Raw genomic sequence first — 21,100 nt, 5'->3', positions numbered from 1 at the left:
CGTGATAGGACAGCGCGAGAGCGTGAGCGGCGCGCACTTCGCCTTCACCGACCGGTGGGGCGGGGTGAGCGCCGCTCCGTATGAGGAGCTCAACCTCGGCGGAGCGGTCGGAGACGACCCCGACGCCGTACGCACCAACCGGGAACTGGCCGCCAAGTCCCTGGGCGTCGAACCGGACCGGGTGGTCTGGATGAACCAGGTGCACGGGGCGGACGTGGTGGTCGTGGACGAACCGTGGGGATCCTCACCGGAGATCCCGTCGGTCGACGCGATTGTCACGACGCGGCGGGGGCTCGCCCTCGCGGTGCTCACCGCCGACTGCGTGCCGGTGCTGCTGGCCGATCCCGTCGCGGGGATCGCCGCCGCGGCCCACGCGGGCCGGCCCGGCATGATCGCCGGTGTCGTCCCGGCCGCGCTACGCGCGATGACGGACCTGGGCGCCGAACCCTCCCGGATCGTCGCCCGCACCGGGCCCACCGTGTGCGGCCGGTGTTACGAGGTGCCCGAGGACATGCGCGCCGAGGTGTCCGCCGTCGAGCCGGCGGCGTACGCCGAGACGAGCTGGGGCACGCCGGCGGTCGACGTGAGCGCCGGCGTGCACGCCCAACTGGAACGGCTCGGGGTGCGCGACCGGGAGCGGTCGCCGGTGTGCACGCGGGAATCGCGCGATCACTTCTCGTACCGGCGCGACCGCACCACCGGGCGGCTCGCGGGCTATGTGTGGCTGGACTGACAGGACATGACGGACCGTACGGACGAACTCGCCTCGAATCTGGCGAAAGTGGAGCGGCGCATCGCCGACGCGTGCGCGGCCGCGGGGCGCCCACGCGAAGAGGTGACCCTGATCGTGGTCACCAAGACCTATCCCGCGAGCGATGTGCGGATCCTCGCGGAACTCGGTGTGCGCCATGTCGCCGAGAACCGCGACCAGGACGCGGCGCCCAAAGCCGCCGCGTGCTCGGATCTGCCCCTGACATGGCACTTTGTGGGTCAACTCCAGACCAACAAGGTGCGATCCGTGGTCAATTACGCGAATTTCGTGCAGTCCGTCGACCGTTCCAAGCTGGTCACCGCGCTGTCGAAGGAGGCCGAGCGGGCCGGGCGCGAGCTGGGGTGCCTGCTGCAGGTCGCGCTCGACGCCGGGGTGAGCGGGCGGGGCGAGCGCGGCGGCGTGGCCCCCGAGGGCGTCGAGGGGTTGGCCGGCCTCGTCGCCGGCGCGCCCGGGCTGCGGCTCGCCGGTCTGATGACCGTCGCACCGCTCACCGGGGAGTACGCGGGACGCGAACAGTCGGCGTTCGAGCGGTTGATGGATTTGTCGACCGACCTGCGCCGGAGTCATCCGGCTGCCACCATGGTCTCGGCAGGGATGAGTGCGGATCTCGAACAGGCCGTGGCGGCCGGAGCGACACATGTGCGCGTCGGCAGCGCGGTACTCGGAGTCCGCCCCAGGCTCCGGTAACGTCGCCAAGAAGTCGGACCACAGCAGAAAATATGGTCATTGCCGCCGAAAGGCGGATTCAAGGACCTCGTGGATCGCGGGCACTTGGCAGTCGTCAGCCGATCCACCACAGAGCGGAGGACTCAGAGCATGGCCGGCGCGATGCGCAAGATGGCGGTCTACCTCGGCCTCGTGGAGGACGATGGGTACGACGGCCGCGGATTCGACCCCGACGACGACTTCGAACCCGAGCTGGACCCGGAACCCGAGCGGGACCACCGTCGGCACGAGCCGTCCCACCAGCCGCATGTCTCACATCAGCCCCAAAGGGACGAAGAGGTACGAGTCGTACAACCGCCCGCACCTCGCGAGCCGGCCCCCCGCTCCGCTTCGCTCCCCGCGGAATCCAGCCGCCCGGCGCGCATCGCGCCCGTGGCATCCATCACACAAGAACGCGCAAGCCTGGAGAAGAACGCACCGGTGATCATGCCCAAGGTCGTGTCGGAACGAGAGCCTTACCGGATCACCACACTCCACCCGCGGACCTACAACGAGGCCCGTACCATCGGGGAACACTTCCGTGAGGGCACCCCGGTGATCATGAATCTGACTGAGATGGATGACACAGATGCGAAGCGACTTGTCGACTTTGCGGCCGGTTTGGTGTTTGGTCTTCACGGCAGTATCGAGCGGGTGACGCAGAAGGTGTTCCTGTTGTCGCCTGCTAACGTCGATGTCACGGCGGAGGACAAGGCCCGCATCGCAGAGGGCGGGTTCTTCAACCAGAGCTGAGACGCACCACCGGAAACATCAGTACACAGCACTACACAGCAGGGCACAGGGGAGAGGGAAGCAACAGGTCATGAGCGTGGTTTTCGATGTTGTCTACATCGCGCTGATGTGCTTCCTCATCGTGCTCATCTTCCGGCTGGTCATGGACTACGTCTTCCAGTTCGCCCGCTCATGGCAACCCGGCAAGGCGATGGTGGTCGTTCTGGAGGCCACCTACACTGTCACTGATCCACCGCTCAAGCTTCTGCGGCGGTTCATTCCGCCGCTGCGTCTCGGGGGCGTGGCGCTCGACCTGTCCTTCTTCGTACTGATGATCATCGTCTACATCCTGATCTCGATCGTGAGCCGGCTGTGAGCGATGTGAACCATGGTCTTGCCGAATGCCGACGACTACGTTGAGGTGAAGAGATGCCGTTGACCCCCGAGGACGTGCGGAACAAGCAGTTCACGACCGTCCGCCTCCGAGAAGGCTATGACGAGGACGAGGTCGATGCCTTCCTCGACGAGGTCGAAGCCGAACTGACCCGCCTGCTCCGCGAGAACGAGGACCTGCGCGCCAAACTGGCCGCGGCCACGCGCGCTGCTGCCCAGAACCAGCAGAACATGCGCAAGCCGCCGGAGCAGGACCAGCAGCAGCAACAGCAGCAGCAGGGCATGCGAGGTCCGGGTGGTCCCGTGCCCGCCGGCATATCGGGCCCGCCGCAGCAGCAGATGGGTGGCCCCATGGGTGGTCCGCCCCAGCTGCCGAGCGGTGCCCCGCAGCTGCCCGCCGGTCCCGGCGGTCAGGGTGGTCCCCAGGGTCCTGGTGGTCCCGGTCCGATGGGCCAGGGTCCGGGTCCGATGGGTCAGCCCCCGATGCAGCAGCAGATGGGTGGTCCGATGGGCGGCCCCATGGGCGGTCCGATGGGCGGCCCCGGTCAGGGGGGCCCCGGCGGCGACAGCGCCGCCCGTGTCCTCTCGCTGGCCCAGCAGACCGCCGACCAGGCGATCGCCGAGGCCCGTTCCGAAGCCAACAAGATCGTCGGCGAGGCGCGTTCGCGTGCCGAGGGTCTGGAGCGTGACGCCCGTGCCAAGGCCGACGCCCTGGAGCGGGACGCGCAGGAGAAGCACCGCGTCGCGATGGGCTCACTGGAGTCCGCCCGCGCCACGCTGGAGCGCAAGGTCGAGGACCTGCGCGGCTTCGAGCGCGAGTACCGCACGCGCCTGAAGTCGTACCTGGAGTCGCAGCTGCGTCAGCTGGAGACCCAGGCCGACGACTCGCTGGCCCCGCCGCGCACTCCGGCGACCGCGTCCCTCCCGCCGTCCCCGGCGCCTTCCATGGCACCGGCCGGCGCGAGCGCCCCGTCCTACGGTGGCAACCAGACGATGGGCGGCCCCCCCTCGCCGCCCGCTCCGTCCTACGGTGGCCAGCAGCAGATGTCGCCGGCGATGACCCAGCCGATGGCGCCGGTGCGTCCGCAGGGTCCGTCGCCGATGGGTCAGGCGCCCTCGCCCATGCGGGGCTTCCTGATCGACGAGGACGACAACTGACGGCCTGATGGCCAGGAGTACGGCGTAGACGTCGGCAGCGTTCAGGGCGAGGCCCCGGGTTCACCCCGGGGCCTCGCCCTTTGCCATGCCCGTCCGTGCCCGCGCGACGGTGTCCGTACGCCCGCGCAACGGTGTTCGTGCGAACGTGTCCGCGGTCGTGCGTACGCAACGCCGAAGGCCCGGTTCCGCCAGAATCTTTGGCGGAACCGGGCCTTCGGGGTGGACGGCCTTGAGAGTTACGCCTTGCGCAGACGGAACGTCAGGGTCAGGCCCTCGTCGGTGAACGGCTGGCCGTAGCCGCCGTCCGCCTCGCCCTGGGCGAAGTCCGTGGCGAGGACCTCGTCGGCGATCAGGCCGGCGTGGTCGGTGAGGGCCGCGACCGTCGCCGCGTCCGTCGCCGTCCAGCGCAGGGCGATGCGGTCGGCCACGTCGAGGCCGCTGTTCTTGCGGGCCTCCTGGATCAGGCGGATCGCGTCACGGGCGAGGCCGGCCCGGCGCAGCTCCTCCGTGATCTCCAGGTCCAGGGCGACCGTGGCGCCCGCGTCGGACGCCACCGACCAGCCCTCGCGCGGGGTTTCGGTGATGATGACCTCGTCGGGGGCCAGCGTGACGGTCTCGCCGTCGACCTCCACCGACGCCGTGCCCTCGCGCAGGGCCAGGGACAGGGCGGCCGCGTCCGCGTTGGCGATGGCCTTCGCCACGTCCTGGACGCGCTTGCCGAACCGCTTGCCCAGCGCGCGGAAGTTGGCCTTCGCGGTAGTGTCGACCAGGGAGCCGCCGACCTCGCTCAGTGTCGCCAGGGACTCGATGTTCAGCTCCTCCGTGATCTGCGCGCGCAGTTCGGAGTCCAGCGTCTCGAAGCCGGTGGCCGCGATCAGGGCCCGGGAGAGCGGCTGGCGGGTCTTGACGCCCGACTCCGCGCGCGTGGCCCGGCCCAGCTCGACCAGGCGGCGCACCAGCGCCATCTGCTTCGACAGCTCCGGGTCGATGGCCGTGAGGTCCGCCTCCGGCCAGGACGACAGGTGGACCGACTCCGGGGCACCCGGGGTGACCGGGACGATCAGGTCCTGCCAGACCCGCTCGGTGATGAACGGGGTCAGCGGGGCCATGAGCTGCGTCACGGTCCGGACGACCTCGTGCAGCGTGCGCAGCGCGGCCTTGTCGCCCTGCCAGAAGCGGCGGCGGGACCGGCGCACGTACCAGTTCGACAGGTCGTCGACGAACGCGGACAGCAACTTGCCGGCGCGCTGGGTGTCGTAGGCGTCGAGGGCCTGGGTGACCTGGTCGGTGAGGGCGTGCAGTTCGGACAGCAGCCAGCGGTCCAGGACCGGGCGGTCGGCCGGGGCCGGGTCGGCCTCCGACGGGGCCCAGCCGGCCGTGCGGGCGTACAGGGCCTGGAAGGCGACCGTGTTCCAGTACGTCAGGAGCGTCTTGCGGACGACCTCCTGGATCGTGTTGTGCCCCACTCGGCGGGCCGCCCACGGGGAGCCGCCGGCGGCCATGAACCAGCGGACCGCGTCGGCGCCGTGCTGGTCCATGAGCGGGATCGGCTGCAGGATGTTGCCCAGGTGCTTGGACATCTTGCGGCCGTCCTCGGCGAGGATGTGACCGAGGCAGACCACGTTCTCGTAGGACGACTTGTCGAAGACGAGCGTGCCGACCGCCATCAGCGTGTAGAACCAGCCGCGGGTCTGGTCGATGGCCTCGCAGATGAACTGCGCCGGGTAGCGGGCCTCGAACAGTTCCTTGTTCTTGTACGGGTAGCCCCACTGCGCGAACGGCATGGAACCCGAGTCGTACCAGGCGTCGATCACCTCGGGCACACGCGTGGCCGTCTTCCCGCAACCGCCCTGCGGGCAGGCGAAGGTGACCTCGTCGATGAACGGGCGGTGCGGGTCCAGGCCCGACTGGTCGGTGCCGGTCAGCTCGGTCAGTTCGGTGAGGGAGCCGACGCAGGTGAGGTGGTCGTCCTCGCAGCGCCAGATGGGCAGCGGGGTGCCCCAGTAGCGGTTGCGGGACAGCGCCCAGTCGATGTTGTTGTTCAGCCAGTCGCCGTACCGGCCGTTCTTGACCGTGTCGGGGAACCAGTTGGTGTTCTCGTTCTCCGCGAGGAGGCGGTCCTTGATCGCCGTGGTGCGGATGTACCAGGACGGCTGCGCGTAGTAGAGCAGCGCGGTGTGGCAGCGCCAGCAGTGCGGGTAGCTGTGCTCGTACGGGATGTGCTTGAAGAGCAGACCGCGCTCGTCGAGGTCGGCGGTGAGCTTCTCGTCGGCCTTCTTGAAGAAGACGCCGCCGACGAGCGGGACGTCCTCCTCGAACGTGCCGTCCGGGCGGACCGGGTTCACCACCGGCAGGCCGTAGGAGCGGCAGACCTTGAGGTCGTCCTCACCGAAGGCGGGGGACTGGTGCACCAGGCCCGTGCCGTCCTCGGTGGTGACGTACTCGGCGTTGACGACGTAGTGCGCCGGTTCGGGGAACTCGACGAGCTCGAAGGGCCGCTGGTAGGTCCAGCGTTCCATCTCGGCGCCCGTAAAGGTCTGGCCCGTGCTCTCCCAGCCCTCGCCGAGGGCCTTGGCCAGCAGAGGCTCGGCGACGACGAGCTTCTCCGCACCTTCCGGGCCCTTCGTCGCGACGACGTAGGTGACCTCGGGGTGGGCGGCGACCGCGGTGTTGGACACCAGGGTCCACGGGGTCGTCGTCCAGACCAGGAGCGCGGCGTCGCCGGCGAGCGGGCCGGAGGTGAGCGGGAAGCGGACGTAGACGGACGGGTCGACGACCGTCTCGTAGCCCTGTGCCAGCTCGTGGTCGGACAGGCCCGTGCCGCAGCGGGGGCACCAGGGGGCGACGCGGTGGTCCTGGACCAGCAGGCCCTTGTTGAAGATCTCCTTCAGCGACCACCAGACCGACTCGATGTACTCGGGGTCCATCGTGCGGTACGGGTCCTGGAGGTCCGTCCAGTAGCCCATGCGGGTCGTGAGCTCTTCGAAGGCGTCGGTGTGCCGGGTCACCGACTCGCGGCACTTCGCGTTGAACTCCGCGATGCCGTACGCCTCGATGTCCTGCTTGCCGGAGAAGCCGAGCTCCTTCTCGACGGCGAGCTCCACGGGGAGGCCGTGGCAGTCCCAGCCGGCCTTGCGGGCGACGTGGTACCCGCGCATGGTGCGGAAGCGCGGGAAGACGTCCTTGAAGACGCGGGCCTCGATGTGGTGGGCGCCGGGCATGCCGTTGGCGGTGGGCGGGCCTTCGTAGAACACCCATTCGGGGCGGCCCTCGGACTGCTCCAGGCTCTTGGCGAAGATCTTCTGCTCGCGCCAGAAGTCGAGCACGGCGTGCTCGAGGGCGGGCAGGTCGACCTGGGCGGGTACCTGGCGATACGTCGGCGATGTCATCAGCGGGCTTCCTCCGGCGGACTTGCTGCCTTCCGTCCGGAGGGACGAGAGCTACGTCTGCCTGCGCCGCCTTCGGCGCGCTCCCGCGGTACCACCCTCCTTGGCCCTCCGGCACGGGGTGTGCGCCGGCGAGCCCCCTCATTGGGGTCGCGATGCCGGGTCTACTGGCCGCTGCCTTCGCTGCGGCGTTCTTCCGGCGGCTCCGGGGTGATCTTCACGTCGCGCTCGCCCCCGGGCTTCCACCGTCCCCGGGTCGCTCTGGGCTGCGTACGCCGCTACTCGTCCCCATCCACGCTTTTCGCTCCGCCCAGTGTACGGCGCCGGGCGGACAGCGGCCGACCGCTTTTCGGGGCGGTGGGGGAGCGGGGCCCGACAGTGGCGGCTTATGGGTTTGATGACCTGAATGGAGTGGTATGGGTGTTCGGATCCTGGGACGTCCGGCCCGGCGGATTACCGGACGGGGAGCTGGGCACAACGGATGCAGGTTCGCCGCGCGGCGTGCGCGAGGCGGGCGAATCGGGCGGTGTGCCCCGTTGCCGTGGGACTCGAGTCGATTTATCGTCCCAGCACGATTCGCGAGCAAGATCACAATATGTGAAGGGGCCGCGGCCATGGTGGCGAAGAAGACCGCCGTACAGCAGCCGGCGTCCGGCGGGCCAAGAGGGGCCTCCGGCGGTGCGGCCAAGAACGTGGGCGGGAAGAAGTCCGCGCAGGGGGGCTCGGCGGGGCGGGCGGTGAAGGGGGCGGTGGAGAAGGCGGCCGCTGGGACGAAGGCCGCGGTCGAGAAGACCAAGACGGCCGTCAGGAGCGTCAAGAACGTCACGAAGGAGACGGCCGAGGGGGCGGCGGGCCGGGAGACGGGAGCCGGGAAAGCGGCGGCGGGGAAGGGGCCGGCCGGGCAGGCGCCGACCAGGCGGGCATCGGCCGCTGCGGCTCCGGCCGGCACGGCTCCGGCCAAGAAGGCTCCGGCCAAGAAGGCCGCAGCCCAGAAGGCTCCGGCCAAGAAGGCTCCGGCCAAGAAGGCCGCAGCCAAGAAAGCCGCAGCCAAGAAGGCTCCGGGCAAGAAGGCCGCAGCCAAGAAGACCCCGGCCGAGCGAGCCCCCGCGAAGAAGGCCGGGGTCGAGGAGGCGGTCTCGAAGAAGGTGGCGGAGGCCGGGAGGGTGACGGCGAAGGCGGCGGCCGGGAAGGCGCCGGTGAAGAAGGCTGCCTCGGAGAAGGGCGCTGAGGCGCCCGGCGGGAAAGCAGGCGCCAAGAAGGCCGTGGCGGGGAAGGCTCCGGCCAGGAAGGGCGTCGGCGGCAGAGGGAGGGCCGGCGGGGGCGGGGCCGTGAAGAAGGGTGCCGAAGGCGTGGCCGCGCAGGGCGCCGGAGGCGGGAGCACCACCACGAAGAGCGCGGCCGGCGCGGGCACCGCCCGGACCGGCGCGGTCACACAGGACACGGCCGGGAGCAGCACGGCCAAGAAGGCGGGCGCGGGCGGGACCGCGCCGCAGACGGGAGCGACGACGGTGGGTGCGAAGAAGACCCCTGGCACGGCCACGGCGGCGAAGACCGGCGTTCCGAAGGCACGGGCGGGCCTGGTGGAGCCCGGTGAGCTGGCGGTACGCCCGGGGGAGGACCCCTGGACGGCGGAGGAGGTCGAGGAGGCCAGGTCCGAGCTGCTGTCCGAGGAGGCGCGGCTGCGGGAGGAGATCACCTCGTCGGAGCGGTCGCTCGCCGGCCTGATGCGGGACTCCGGGGACGGCGCGGGCCACGACGAGGCGGACACCGGCAGCAAGAACATCACGCGCGAACACGAGCTGGCCCTGGCCGCCAACGCGCGCGAGATGCTCGACCAGACCGAGCGCGCCCTGGACCGCCTCGACTCCGGCACCTACGGCCTGTGCGAGAACTGCGGCGACCCCATCGGCAAGGCCAGGATGCAGGCCTTTCCGAGGGCCACCCTGTGCGTGGAGTGCAAGCAGAAGCAGGAGCGCCGGTACTGACCCCCGCCGAATGCCTCCTGAGCACGTGCGTCGCGCGAGCCGTGACGTACCCTCGTGCTCAGTCAGGCACCTAGGTTGAGGGACTCACGTGGCAGAGGCGGAGCGCATCATCGGTACGCCGGACACACCGGACGCGGCCGGGGACGGACGGGAGCGGCCCGGTTCCGGGGACACCGGCGCGCGGGCCGGCGAGTCCGGCTCCGAACCGACGGGTCCGGCCGCCGGGGCGTCCGGCACCGGCGAGCCGGAGGCCGCGGCCGGGCCCGCACCCCGGGGCAGGCGCCGGATCGCGGTGCTCTTCGCGGTGGCCCTGTTCGCCTACGCCCTCGACCTGATCAGCAAGCTGATCGTGGTGGCCAAGCTGGAGCACCACCCGCCGATCGAGATCATCGGGGACTGGCTGAGGTTCGAGGCGATCCGCAACGCGGGCGCGGCCTTCGGCTTCGGCGAGGCCTTCACCGTGATCTTCACGATGATCGCGGCGGCGGTGATCGTGGTGATCGCCCGTCTCGCCCGCAAGCTCTACAGCCTGCCCTGGGCGATCGCGCTCGGCCTGCTGCTCGGCGGGGCGCTGGGCAACCTCACCGACCGGATCTTCCGCGCGCCGGGCGTCTTCGAGGGCGCGGTCGTGGACTTCATCGCGCCCAAGCACTTCGCCGTGTTCAACCTGGCCGACTCGGCGATCGTGTGCGGCGGCATCCTGATCGTGCTGCTGTCGTTCAAGGGGCTGGACCCGGACGGCACCGTCCACAAGGACTGAGCGGCGGCCCGGGTTTTCCACAGGCTCGTACGGGCGTGCCGCAGTCGTCCGGCATACTCGACGGGTGAGCACGCTTCCCGAGATCCGTACCCTGCCCGTGCCCGACGGCCTGGAGGGCGAGCGCGTCGACGCCGCCATCTCCCGCATGTTCGGCTTCTCCCGTACCAAGGCGGCCGAGCTGGCCGGGGCGGGGAAGGTCACGGTCGACGGGTCGGTGGTCGGCAAGTCGGAGCGGGTGCACGGCGGGGCCTGGCTGGAGGTCGAGATGCCGCAGGCGCCCGCGCCGGTGCAGGTGGTGGCCGAGCCGGTCGAGGGCATGGAGATCGTGCACGACGACGACGACGTGGTCGTCATCGTCAAGCCGGTCGGCGTGGCCGCGCACCCGTCGCCGGGCTGGACCGGTCCGACCGTCATCGGAGGCCTCGCCGCCGCCGGGTACCGGATCTCCACGTCCGGCGCCGCCGAGCGCCAGGGCATCGTCCACCGGCTCGACGTGGGCACGTCGGGGCTGATGGTCGTGGCCAAGTCGGAGTACGCGTACACGTCGCTGAAGCGCCAGTTCAAGGAGCGCTCGGTCGACAAGCGGTACCACACGCTCGTCCAGGGCCACCCGGACCCGACCAGTGGCACCATCGACGCGCCCATCGGACGGCACCCGCAGCACGACTACAAGTGGGCCGTCACCGCCGAGGGCAAGCCGTCGGTGACGCACTACGACCTCATCGAGGCGTTCCGGGCCGCGTCCCTGCTCGACGTGAAGCTGGAGACCGGCCGCACTCACCAGATCCGCGTCCACATGGCCGCGCACCGGCACCCCTGCGTCGGCGACCTGACGTACGGCGCCGACCCGACGCTCGCCAAGCGGCTGCGCCTGACCCGCCAGTGGCTGCACGCGGTGCGGCTCGGCTTCGAGCACCCCGGGGACGGGCAGTGGGTGGAGTTCTCCTGCGACTACCCGGAGGACCTGCGCAGCGCCCTGGATCAGGTGCGGGAGGAGACGTACGCGTGAGCGAGCCGGGATACGCGGTGCGGGTCGCCGAGGACCCGGCCGACCGCGAGGCGTGCTTCGCGGTGCGCAAGGAGGTCTTCGTCGGCGAGCAGGGCGTGCCGGAGGACCTGGAGTACGACGCGTACGACGCCGGGGCCGTTCATGTGCTGGCGGTCCGGGAGGACGGTGTGCCGCTCGGGACCGGGCGGCTGCTGGTCGGGGAGGCGGCCGTGGCGCAGACCGGGGCCGACCCGTCCGTGGGCTCCCTCGGGCGCCTCGCCGTGGCCGCTCACGCGCGCGGGCTCGGTGTCGGTCTCGCCCTGGTGCGGGCCATCGAGGACGCGGCACGCGCACGCGGTCTCGCGGCCGTCGACCTGCACGCCCAGACGCACGCGCTCGGCTTCTACGAGCGGCTGGGCTATGTGTCCCACGGGCCGGAGTATCTGGAGGCCGGGATTCCCCATCAGGGGATGCGGCGTGCGCTCTAGCCCGTCGTGGCGGGTGCAGAAACGGTTTGTCGCGAGCGTTGCGTGGCACGCTTGAGATCAGTCGTGTGACCGTCTGACCTCCCGGAGCGCTGACCGTGGATCAGTTGGCCCTGTTGTTCGTGCTGCTGCTCGGGGCCGTGATCAGCGTCCCGGTCGGGGATCGGCTCGGGGTGCCCGCGCCGGTGCTGATGACCCTGCTCGGCATAGTCCTCGCGCTGCTCGAGTTCGTCCCGAACGTCGACATCCCGCCGGACCTGATCCTGCCGCTGCTGCTGCCGCCCCTGCTGTACGCCGCCGTGCGGCGCACCTCGTGGCGGCAGTTCGCGGCGAACAGAAGACCCATCTTCCTGCTGGCCGTGGCGCTGGTGTTCGTCACCATGGCCTGTGTGGCCGCCGCGGCCAACGCGATCGTGCCAGGCCTGCCGCTCGCCGCGGCGTTCGCGCTCGGTGCGCTGGTGGCGCCGCCGGACCCCGTCGCGGCGACCGCCGTCGCCGGGCAGCTGGGGCTGCCGCGCCGGCTGGTGTCGATCCTGGAGGGCGAGGGGCTCTTCAACGACGTGACGGCCATCGTCCTCTACCACGTGGCGATCGCCGCCGCCGTGAGCGGGACGTTCTCGCCCTGGAAGGCCGGGCTCGACCTGGTGCTGTCGGCGGTGGTGGCGGTGGCCGTCGGCCTCGCGCTCGGCTGGGGCACCAACAAGCTGATGGAACTGCTCGACGACGCCACCCTGCAGATCTCGCTGACCCTGCTGGTGCCGTACGCCTCCTACGTGATGGCCGAGGAGATGCACGGCTCCGGAGTGCTCGCCGTGCTCACCACCGCCCTGTTCCTGGCGGAGTACGGCTCCGACGCCGACGACGTCATGACGCGGCTGGCCGGGCACACGTTCTGGAACATCGTGGACACGCTCGTCACCGGCGTCGCCTTCGGGCTGGTCGGGCTGGAACTGCACAACGCCATCCACACCGCGGCCGGCCGGTGGGGCCGGCTGCTCGGGTGGGCGGCGCTGGTGGTCGGCGTGGTCGTCCTCGTACGGCTGTTGTGGCTGCTGCCGGCGACCTGGCTGACCAAACGGCTGCACGCGCGGCGGGACTACGACGAGGACATCCCCGTGAGCTGGCGCGAGACCGTGGTGATGTGGTGGTCGGGGATGCGGGGGGTGGCCTCGGTCGCGCTGGTGCTGGCCATTCCGCTGGAGACGGACTCCGGGGCGCCGTTCCCCAACCGGGACGAGATCATCTTCATCGCGTTCGGGGTGATCATGGTGACGCTGGTCGTGCAGGGGCTGACGTTGCCGTGGCTGGTGCGGCGGCTCGGGGTGAAGGCCGACACGGACGTGGAGAAGGACTTCGCGAAGACCCTGGCGGTCCGGGCGGCGAAGGCGGCCAAGCGGCGGCTGCGGGAGATCGAGGAGTCCGAGGAGCTGCCGGAGGAGCTGTCCGAGCAAATGCTGCGGCGCGCGTTCGACATCGGGGTGCGGATCAGCCCGGAAGTGGCCGAGGACGAGCGGCGTGAGGCGCATCGCGAGCGGGCGCGGCAGCTGAAGCGGATGCGGCGGATCCAGCAGGAGATGCTGAGCGCCGCGCGGCACGAGGTGCTGGCGGCGCGGAGTGAACCGGGAGCCGATCCGGAGGTGGTGGACCGGGTGCTGCGCCATCTCGACGTGCGGAGCCTGCGGTGAGTCACCCGCCCACCGCCGCCCGTGACTGCCGCTCCCGGCTCCCCGCGGGGCATGCCCGCCGTCGGCGGCGGGTGGTCCCCGCGGCCGTGCTTGGGGTTTGACGGCGGACGGCCCGGGCGGCGTAGGGTCGTCGGCCATGGCGCGGAATGTCGTGATCAGTGGTGGAGGTACGGGAATCGGACTGGCGGCGGCTCGGGTGTTCGCCGCCGACGGGGACCGGGTGCTGTTGCTCGGGCGGCGGGCCGAGGTGCTGGAGAAGGCCGGGGTGCCCGGCGCGCTGACGTACGCCGCCGACCTCGCCGAGCCTGCGGACGTGCGCGGTGTCGCCCGGTTCGTGGAGCGGGAGTTCGGCGCCGTGGACGTGCTCGTGCACAGCGCCGGGGGCAGCGGGCTGCTCGAACCGGACACCCCCGGTGACGATCCGCTCGACGCCGTCGCGCACGCCTGGACCGTGAACTTCAGGCTCAACACCCTGACCGCGGTCCTGCTCACCGAGGCGCTGAAGCCGCGCCTCGCCGAGCCCGGCGGGCGGGTGCTGTTCCTGGGCTCCATCGCCGCCTACCGCGGGTCGGGGAGCGGGGCGTACGCGGCGGCCAAGGCGGGCCTGCACCCGTACGCCCATGACCTGGCCCGCGCTCTGGGGCCGCGCGGCATCACGGTGAACGTGGTCGCGCCCGGCTACATCGAGGACACCGGGTTCTTCGGGGGCGCGATGGGCGAGGAGCGGCGGGCCCGGCTGGTCGGCGAGACCTCCAACGGGCGGGCCGGAACGCCCGGGGACGTCGCCGGGACGCTGCACTGGCTCGCCTCGCCGGCCGCCGGGCACATCACGTCGCAGATCATCCAGGTCAACGGCGGCGCCGAGCGCGGGCACTGAAGCCCGGCAGAGGAGGACGGCCGCGCGCCGGTGCGGGCGGCCGTCCTCCCCGGTGTGCGGCCCTGGCCGGGCGTCCTCAGCGCTCCGTGCGGGGCGAGCCGTGGTAGCGGCGCTGGACCGGGACGCCGTCCGACGCGGACGGCCGGTCTCCGTTGCGCGACGGGTGGTGGCCGTTCCGGGGCGGTGGCAGCACCGCGTCCGCCGTGTTGACCCGGGGCAGGGCGTACGGGTGCTCGTCGGCCAGCCAGCGGATCATCCGCTCGCGGACCGCGACCCGCACCGTCCAGATGTCGTCGGCGTCCTTGGCGGTCACCAGGGCGCGTACCTGCATGGTGTTCGGGGTGGTGTCCGTGACGGACAGGTCGTAGGCACGGCCGTCCCAGGCCGGGCACTCGCGCAGGATGTCGCGGAGCTTGTCGCGCATCGCCTCCACGGGGGCGGTGTGGTCCAGGTGCCAGAAGACGATGCCGGTCATCTGCGGCGTGCCCCGCGACCAGTTCTCGAACGGCTTGGACGTGAAGTACGACACGGGCATGGTGATCCGCCGTTCGTCCCAGGTGCGCACGGCCAGGAAGGTCAGCGTGATCTCCTCGACCGTGCCCCACTCGCCGTCCACGACCACGGTGTCCCCGATGCGCACCATGTCGCCGAAGGCGATCTGGAACCCGGCGAACATGTTGCTCAGCGTGGACTGGGCGGCGACACCGGCGACGATGCCGAGGATGCCGGCCGAGGCCAGCAGCGAGGCGCCGGCCGCCTTGAACGCCGGGAAGGTCAGCAGCATGCTCGCCGCGGCCACCACGCCGACGATCGCGGACACCACCCGCATGATCAGCGTGACCTGGGTGCGCACCCGGCGGACCCGGGCCGGGTCGCGGTGCGCCCGGCCATGGGCGTACCGGCTGTACGACGTCTCGACGATCGCCGCCGCGATGCGGATCACCAGCCAGGCGCTCGATCCGATCAGCACCAGGGTCAGGACCCGGCCGACGGCCTCCTGGCGGCTCTGCAGCAGGTCCGCCTCGTCGTAGGACCCTCTCAGCAGGGCGGCGCACAGCACGAGCTGGTAGGGGATGCGGGCACGGCGGAGCAGACCCCACAGCGGGGTGTCGTGGTGCCGTTCGTCGGCCTTGCGCAGCAGGAAGTCGGTGGCCCAGCCGATCACCAGCGTGAGCACGACCGAGCCACCGACCACGATCAGCGGTCGTAGCAGGTTCTCCATGCCCCCGAACCTAACCGGCTCGCCGGGGGCATGAACATGTGACTTCGGCGGCGTCCTGGGTACTGCCGCGATCCGGGCCCGTCACACCCGGCTGGCACCATGGCCTCATGAACATCATGCTCTTTCACTCGACCTACGGACTGCGGCCCGCGGTGCACCAGGCCGCTGACCGGCTGCGCTCGGCCGGTCACGAGGTGTGGACGCCCGACCTCTTCGAGGGGCGTACGTTCGAGACCGTCGAGGAGGGCATGGAGCACAACGAGAAGACCGGCAAGGAGGAGCTGCTGAAGCGGGCCGTGCTGGCCGCCGCGCCCTACTCGGAGCGCGGGCTCGTGTACGCCGGATTCTCGCTCGGCGCCTCCATCGCCCAGACCCTCGCCCTCGGCGACGACAAGGCCCGCGGCCTGCTGCTCCTGCACGGCACGTCGGACATCGCGCCGGGCGTCACGGTGGACGGGCTGCCGGTCCAGCTGCACGTGGCGGAGCCGGACCCGTTCGAGACGGACGACTGGCTGAGCGCCTGGTACCTGCAGATGGGCCGCACGGGCGCCGACGTGGAGGTGTACCGCTACGCCGGGGCGGGCCACCTCTACACCGACCCCGGCCTGCCCGACTACGACGCCGAGGCGGCCGAGGCCACCTGGCGGGTGGCCCTCGGCTTCCTCGACTCGCTCTAGCGGGCGGTCAGCACTTCTTGGGCGGGTTCACCAGCGACGCGAAGTGCCCGGACCAGACCCAGCCCACCGGCTGCGAGTCATAGATCCGGAACCACATGTTGCCCGACGGGGTGGCGGTGGTGGAGCACGCGATCCGCAGGGTCGTCCCCCGCGGCTCCGTGCGGTACCGCGTCGACGAGGACGTGGGCTTGGCGTAGACGGGCGCCTTGGCGCTCAGCACGGTCAGGCTGACGTAGGCCGGCGCGGCCGGGCGGGACTGCTTCGCCTCGGCGGCGGTGGCGGTGCCGCCGGCCAGGGCCAGGGCGGCGACCAGCACGGCGGACTTCTTCACGACACCTCGGGGGGTGGCCATGTGACTCCTGTCTCCTCTTGCGTTGACGATCCGTCAACGCAAGAGGAGATGAGGACTTCGGGCAGGAGGTTGCCCGTCGTCGGCCCGGCCCCGACGTGACTCCGGTTACACCGGGTCGTACACGCGCTCCATCTTCTGCGTGCCGCTGCGTGTGCGGTAGGAGCGGGACCACCTGGCCGTCGCGTCACGCTTCGCGCGGTCGGAGATCACGTAGTAGTCCATCTGCGCGCGCTCGGCGGTGATGTCCAGGACGCCGAAGCCGTGACGGTCGGTGTCGACCCAGTGGACGTGCCGGTTGGCCGCGCGGATCACCGGCGCGGCGACCGCGGAGACGGTGCCCTCCGGGACCTTGACGATGTCGTCGAGGTTGTCCGAGGTGACCGAGGTGACGACGAACTCCGTGGCGGCCGACGGGGAGAGCGGGTACGTGCCCGCGTCCACCGGGACGTCGTTGGCCCAGGCCATGTGGATGTCGCCGGTGAGGAAGACCGTGTTGCGGATCGCGTTGGCGCGCAGGTGGGCCAGGATCTCGCGGCGGTCGTCGGTGTAGCCGTCCCACTGGTCGGTGTTGAGGGCGAGGCCCTCCTGCGGCAGGCCCAGCAGCTCGGCCAGCGGCCCCAGCAGGTCGGCGGAGAGCGAGCCGATGGCGAACGGCGAGATCATCACGGAGTTGCCGACCAGCCGCCAGGTGGTGTCGGACGCCTTCAGGCCCGCCTTGAGCCAGTCGAGCTGGGCGCGGCCGGTGAGGGTGCGGTCCGGGTCGTCGACCTCGCCGTTGCCGGCCTTGACCTGCTGGGAACGGAAGGAACGCAGGTCAAGCAGCGAGAGGTCGGCCAGCTTGCCGAAGCGCAGCCGGCGGTAGGTGGTGCCGGCGATGGCGGGCCGCACCGGCATCCACTCGAAGTAGGCCTGCTTGGCGGCGGCCTGGCGGGCGGGCCAGGTGCCCTCGGCGCCCTCCGTGTGGTTCTCGGCGCCGCCCGACCAGGCGTCGTTGGCCAGCTCGTGGTCGTCCCAGATCGCCACGACCGGGGCTGCCGCGTGCAGCGCCTGGAGGTCCGGGTCCGTCTTGTAACGGGCGTGCCGGGCGCGGTAGTCGGCGAGCGTGACGATCTCGTGGGCCGGGACGTGCGGGCGGACGACCTTGCCGCGGGTGCCGTACTCGCCGGTGCCGTACTCGTAGATGTAGTCGCCCAGGTGCAGCCAGGCGTCCAGGTCGCCGCGGGCCGCGAGGTGGCGGTACGGGGCGAAGTACCCGGCCTCCCAGTTGGCGCAGGAGACCACGCCGAAGCGCAGGCCCGTGACGGCCGCGTCGGGCGCGGGAGCGGTGCGGGTGCGGGCGGCGGGGGAGTCGGTGCCGCCGGCGGAGAAGCGGAACCAGTAGTCCGTGCCCGGCTCCAGGCCGCGGATGTCGGCCTTCACGGTGTGGTCGGAGGCGGCGGTGGCGGTCGTGGAGCCCTTGGCGACGACGTTCGTGAACGCCTTGTCCCGGGCGACCGTCCAGGCGACCTCGGTGTCCGGGCCGATCCCGGATCCGGGTATCGCCTCGGGAACGGGCGTGACACGGGTCCACAGCAGGACGCCGTCCGGCAGTGGGTCGCCGGAGGCCACGCCGTGCAGGAAGGCCGGAGCCTGGTCGACGGCGCGCGCGGGCAGGGTTGCCGCCAGCGGCCCGGCCAGGACAGCAGTCGCCGCCGCGGCCTTGACGACCGTACGGCGGCGCGGGGTGAGGGAGTTGAGGCCCTCGGACGTGTTCGATGATCTGTAGCGACTGGTCACGAGCGATCAGGTTACTGGTCGGTATGCGCCGGAGCGGGCGAACTTCCGGAAGTTCGCCCGCTCTTCACATGCCGGCCGGTCCGCGGCCCGCCGTCACTTCTTCAGGGCCTCGCCCACGACCCGGTTGAAGTCGGCCACCGTCATCAGCGGCGTGCCCTGGCTGTCGGCGGTGAGCTGCTTGCCGTCCATCACGAAGCCCGGCGTGCCGGTGACGCCGTCCTTGTTGTCGTCGAAGGTCTTCGACATGGCCATCGCCCAGGCGTCGTAGGTGCCCTTCTCGACGGCGTCCTGGAACTTCTTGTTGCCCTTCAGCTCCGGGACGCTGTTCGCGACCTTGATCAGGTAGCTGTCCTTCTTGAACTCGTCGGTCGTCTCCTCCGGGTGGAACTTCGCGGAGTACAGGGCGGCCTTGTAGTCGAGGAACGCCTGGTCGCTGACGTTCAGCGCGGCGCCCAGGGCGCTCAGCGCGTTCTTGGAGCCCTCGCCGTTGTCCTTGTCGTCGATGAAGGTGGCGCCGATGAACTGCATCTTGTACTTGCCGTCGTCGATGTCCTTCTTCACGGTCGGGCCGACGACCTGCTCGAACTGGGCGCACACCGGGCAGCGCGGGTCCTCGTAGACCTTCAGGGTCTTCTTCGCCGAGTCCTTGCCGATGACGACCGTGGTGCCGTCGGTGCCCGTGGTGTTGGCCGGGGCGACGACCTTGGCGTCCTTCTGGGCCTCCCAGTAGCTGGGCTTGTTGGCCTGGACGACCGCGTAGCCGATGCCGCCGGCTATCGCGAGGACGCCGACGACGGAGCAGGCGACGATGATCTGCCGCCTGGCCTTCGCCCGCTTGGCCTCGCGCTCGCGCTCGACGCGCAGCCGCTCGCGGGCCGCCATCTTCGCCGCCTGGCTGTTCCGCTTGCTCATGGTGATGTTCTCCGTGGGGGACGCGCACACGTCGTGTGCGGGATACGTAAGGGGACTGCTCGTGCTCGAAAGCGCCGTGCGCGACGGCGGGTGCCTCAGACGAGGGCGGGCGAGCACGGCGGTCCACGCCGTCCCAGGGAGTACGCCAGAACCAGGTCGCGGGCGGTGGACGTGCGGCCGGCGGGGCGCGAGGGCAGCCGGCGGCCGGCCGGCCGCCGCCGTACCGTCACCGCGGCGACCGCCAGCAGCAACGGCCGGAACGTCGTCGCCGTCACCGCCCGCAGCAGCTGGGCCAGGGCCCGCTCGCCGCGGCGCAGCCAGACGGCGGCGGTGAGGCCGACGCCGAGGTGCGCGCCGAGCAGCAGCCAGGCCGTGGCCGGGTCGGCGTGGGCGACCACGGCCGCCAGCCGTTCCGTGCCGGTGGCGCCGGCCATCCGGGCCAGCGGTGTGCCGACCTCGCCGCCGCCGCACAGCACGTCCAGGCCGACCGAGCGCAGCGGGCCCGCGACCGGGCCGCCCGCGCGGCCGTAGCAGGCGTGCTGCCCCGTGGTGAACACCGTGTCGGCGGCCAGCTCCAGCGGGATCAGCAGGGCCGCGATCCGCCCGAAGGAGCGCTCACGGCCCGCCAGCGCGTAGGCGAGGACGAACACGGCGGCGGCGACCGCCGCCACCGTGCCCACCGGCAGCGGGGCCCGGGACAGCAGCACGTGCGACGCGGTGCTGAGCGTCACGACCACGGCCGTGAACAGCGCCGCGCGCACGGCTCTGAGCGGGGTCCCGGATATGTCCATAGCGAGAGAAGAGTCTGTCACGGGGACCCGTAAGGGACCCCTAAAGGATGCCTGTGTGAGCTTCTTCCGTCACAGACCCGGGATCCGGCCGTTGCGGAAGAGGTCCACGAAGGTCTGGTGGTCGGCACGCGCGCGTGCGCCGTAGCCGTGCGCGAAGTCGACCAGCAGGGGCGCGAAGCCCTCCTCGTCGGCCGCGATAGCCGCGTCGATGGCCCGCTCGGTGGAGAACGGCACCAGGGACTCGCCGGACTGGTCGTCCGCCGCCGCGTGCATCGCGGCCGTCGCCCGGCCGAGGTCCGCCATCACCTGGGCGATCTCCTCCGGGTCGTCGATGTCGCCCCAGTCGAGGTCCACCGCGTACGGCGAGACCTCGGCGACCAGATGGCCCGCGCCGTCCAGCTCGGTCCAGCCCAGCCACGGGTCGGCGTGCGCCTGGAGGGCGCGCTGGGAGATGACCGTGCGGTGCCCCTCGTGCTGGAAGTAGTCGCGGATCGCCCGGTCCGTGACGTGCCGGGAGACAGCCGGGGTCTGGGCCTGCTTGATGTAGATCACGACATCGTTCTCCAGGGCGTCGCTGTGGCCCTCCAGGAGGATGTTGTACGACGGCAGCCCCGCCGAGCCGATCCCGATGCCGCGGCGGCCGACGACGTCCTTCACGCGGTAGGAGTCGGGGCGGGCCAGGGAGCTGTCCGGGAGCGTCTCCAGATAGCCGTCGAAGGCGGCGAGGACCTTGTAGCGCGTGGCCGCGTCCAGCTCGACCGAGCCGCCGCCCGGCGCGAAGCGGCGCTCGAAGTCGCGGATCTCCGTCATCGACTCCAGCAGCCCGAAGCGGGTCAGCGAGCGGGCGTCGCGCAGCGCGTCGAGCAGCGGCCCCTGCGCGGTGTCCAGCGTGAACGGCGGCACCTCGTCGCTCTTCGCCCCCGTGGCCAGGGCGTGGATCCGCTCCCGGTACGCGCCCGCGTACACCCGCACCAGCTCGGTGATCTGCTCGTCGCTGAGCGCCTTGGCGTACCCGATCAGCGCGATGGACGCGGCCAGGCGCGCCAGGTCCCATGTGAAGGGGCCCACGTAGGCCTCGTCGAAGTCGTTGACGTTGAAGATCAGGCGACCGTTCGCGTCCATGTACGTGCCGAAGTTCTCCGCGTGCAGGTCGCCGTGGATCCACACGCGCGAGGTGCGCTCGTCCAGGTACGGGCCGCTCAGGAGGCCCTCGCGGTCGAGGTCGTGGTAGAAGAGGCACGCCGTGCCCCGGTAGAAGGCGAAGGCCGAGGCCGCCATCTTCCGGAACTTCACGCGGAACGCGGCCGGGTCGGCGGCCAGGAGCTCGCCGAAGGCGGTGTCGAAGACGGCGAGGATCTCCTCGCCGCGGTGCTCGCCGTCGAGCTGCGGGAACGACATCGCTGGGTGCCTCCTGGTGCATGCGTCTCAGGGCGGCAGGTCCGCC

Annotated in this window: 19 protein-coding genes; 12 read left to right on the top strand and 7 right to left on the bottom strand. The window is 71.3% G+C overall.

Going from position 1 to position 21,100, the window contains the following annotated elements:
• Position 1: 1 nt before the first annotated feature.
• From pgeF to ABTZ58_RS14840, 5 genes are all read left to right on the top strand, one after another.
• On the top strand, positions 2–733 hold the full coding sequence (pgeF, locus tag ABTZ58_RS14860) for a peptidoglycan editing factor PgeF (RefSeq protein ID WP_351355452.1): 732 nt from the start codon (positions 2–4) through the stop codon (positions 731–733).
• 6 nt (positions 734–739) lie between these two features.
• Positions 740–1,459: a YggS family pyridoxal phosphate-dependent enzyme gene (locus tag ABTZ58_RS14855; RefSeq protein ID WP_351355449.1), complete on the top strand. Its 720-nt coding sequence runs from the start codon at positions 740–742 to the stop codon at positions 1,457–1,459.
• A 129-nt stretch (positions 1,460–1,588) separates the two neighbouring features.
• A complete protein-coding gene (locus ABTZ58_RS14850; protein ID WP_094052512.1) occupies positions 1,589–2,230 on the top strand; it encodes a cell division protein SepF in 642 nt (213 codons plus the stop codon).
• Between the two features lie 70 nt (positions 2,231–2,300).
• Positions 2,301–2,585, top strand: coding sequence for a YggT family protein (locus ABTZ58_RS14845; RefSeq protein WP_351355446.1), 285 nt, complete (start codon positions 2,301–2,303; stop codon positions 2,583–2,585).
• A gap of 53 nt (positions 2,586–2,638) precedes the next feature.
• Positions 2,639–3,760 (top strand): DivIVA domain-containing protein, encoded by a 1,122-nt coding sequence (locus ABTZ58_RS14840; RefSeq protein WP_351355443.1) that lies wholly within the window; start codon positions 2,639–2,641, stop codon positions 3,758–3,760.
• Between the two features lie 236 nt (positions 3,761–3,996).
• On the opposite strand, the gene ileS is transcribed toward ABTZ58_RS14840, so the two are convergent.
• Positions 3,997–7,149: an isoleucine--tRNA ligase gene (gene ileS, locus ABTZ58_RS14835; protein ID WP_351355440.1), complete on the bottom strand. Its 3,153-nt coding sequence runs from the start codon at positions 7,147–7,149 to the stop codon at positions 3,997–3,999.
• Between the two features lie 611 nt (positions 7,150–7,760).
• On the opposite strand from ileS, the gene ABTZ58_RS14830 reads away from it, so the two are divergent.
• From ABTZ58_RS14830 to ABTZ58_RS14805, 6 genes are all read left to right on the top strand, one after another.
• Entirely contained in the window at positions 7,761–9,131 is a 1,371-nt protein-coding gene (locus ABTZ58_RS14830; RefSeq protein WP_351355437.1) for a TraR/DksA family transcriptional regulator, read from the top strand.
• 88 nt (positions 9,132–9,219) lie between these two features.
• Positions 9,220–9,891, top strand: coding sequence for a signal peptidase II (lspA, locus tag ABTZ58_RS14825; RefSeq protein WP_351355434.1), 672 nt, complete (start codon positions 9,220–9,222; stop codon positions 9,889–9,891).
• 64 nt (positions 9,892–9,955) lie between these two features.
• The gene (locus ABTZ58_RS14820) at positions 9,956–10,900 is read left to right on the top strand and encodes an RluA family pseudouridine synthase (protein WP_351355431.1); all 945 of its coding nucleotides are present in this window, start codon (positions 9,956–9,958) and stop codon (positions 10,898–10,900) included.
• Complete coding sequence (locus ABTZ58_RS14815; RefSeq protein ID WP_351355429.1) at positions 10,897–11,367, top strand: GNAT family N-acetyltransferase; 471 nt, start codon at positions 10,897–10,899, stop codon at positions 11,365–11,367. The genes ABTZ58_RS14820 and ABTZ58_RS14815 overlap by 4 nt, the downstream gene beginning before the upstream one ends.
• A gap of 95 nt (positions 11,368–11,462) precedes the next feature.
• Positions 11,463–13,049: a Na+/H+ antiporter gene (locus ABTZ58_RS14810; protein WP_351355426.1), complete on the top strand. Its 1,587-nt coding sequence runs from the start codon at positions 11,463–11,465 to the stop codon at positions 13,047–13,049.
• 136 nt (positions 13,050–13,185) lie between these two features.
• Complete coding sequence (locus tag ABTZ58_RS14805) at positions 13,186–13,926, top strand: SDR family NAD(P)-dependent oxidoreductase (RefSeq protein WP_351355423.1); 741 nt, start codon at positions 13,186–13,188, stop codon at positions 13,924–13,926.
• Between the two features lie 76 nt (positions 13,927–14,002).
• Here the strand turns inward: ABTZ58_RS14805 and ABTZ58_RS14800 are convergent, their stop codons facing one another.
• On the bottom strand, positions 14,003–15,148 hold the full coding sequence (locus ABTZ58_RS14800; RefSeq protein WP_351355421.1) for a mechanosensitive ion channel family protein: 1,146 nt from the start codon (positions 15,146–15,148) through the stop codon (positions 14,003–14,005).
• 107 nt (positions 15,149–15,255) lie between these two features.
• On the opposite strand from ABTZ58_RS14800, the gene ABTZ58_RS14795 reads away from it, so the two are divergent.
• Positions 15,256–15,825, top strand: a complete 570-nt coding sequence (locus ABTZ58_RS14795) for a dienelactone hydrolase family protein (protein ID WP_351355418.1) — start codon at positions 15,256–15,258, stop codon at positions 15,823–15,825.
• A gap of 7 nt (positions 15,826–15,832) precedes the next feature.
• Here the strand turns inward: ABTZ58_RS14795 and ABTZ58_RS14790 are convergent, their stop codons facing one another.
• From ABTZ58_RS14790 to ABTZ58_RS14770, 5 genes are all read right to left on the bottom strand, one after another.
• Positions 15,833–16,177 carry a hypothetical protein gene (locus ABTZ58_RS14790; protein WP_351355415.1) on the bottom strand — a complete coding sequence of 115 codons (345 nt, stop codon included), beginning with the start codon at positions 16,175–16,177 and terminating at the stop codon, positions 15,833–15,835.
• A 105-nt stretch (positions 16,178–16,282) separates the two neighbouring features.
• Positions 16,283–17,953, bottom strand: coding sequence for an alkaline phosphatase D family protein (locus ABTZ58_RS14785; protein WP_351355412.1), 1,671 nt, complete (start codon positions 17,951–17,953; stop codon positions 16,283–16,285).
• A gap of 93 nt (positions 17,954–18,046) precedes the next feature.
• The gene (locus ABTZ58_RS14780) at positions 18,047–18,865 is read right to left on the bottom strand and encodes a thioredoxin domain-containing protein (RefSeq protein ID WP_351355409.1); all 819 of its coding nucleotides are present in this window, start codon (positions 18,863–18,865) and stop codon (positions 18,047–18,049) included.
• Between the two features lie 95 nt (positions 18,866–18,960).
• Complete coding sequence (locus ABTZ58_RS14775) at positions 18,961–19,656, bottom strand: aldehyde dehydrogenase family protein (protein ID WP_351355406.1); 696 nt, start codon at positions 19,654–19,656, stop codon at positions 18,961–18,963.
• 69 nt (positions 19,657–19,725) lie between these two features.
• Positions 19,726–21,054: a DUF2252 domain-containing protein gene (locus tag ABTZ58_RS14770; protein ID WP_351355403.1), complete on the bottom strand. Its 1,329-nt coding sequence runs from the start codon at positions 21,052–21,054 to the stop codon at positions 19,726–19,728.
• Between the last annotated feature and the right edge of the window lie 46 nt (positions 21,055–21,100).

This window comes from Streptomyces sp. NPDC094143, from assembly GCF_040303825.1.
Taxonomy (GTDB): Bacteria; Actinomycetota; Actinomycetes; order Streptomycetales; family Streptomycetaceae; genus Streptomyces.
This window is presented reverse-complemented; position numbering and strand designations above follow the sequence as displayed.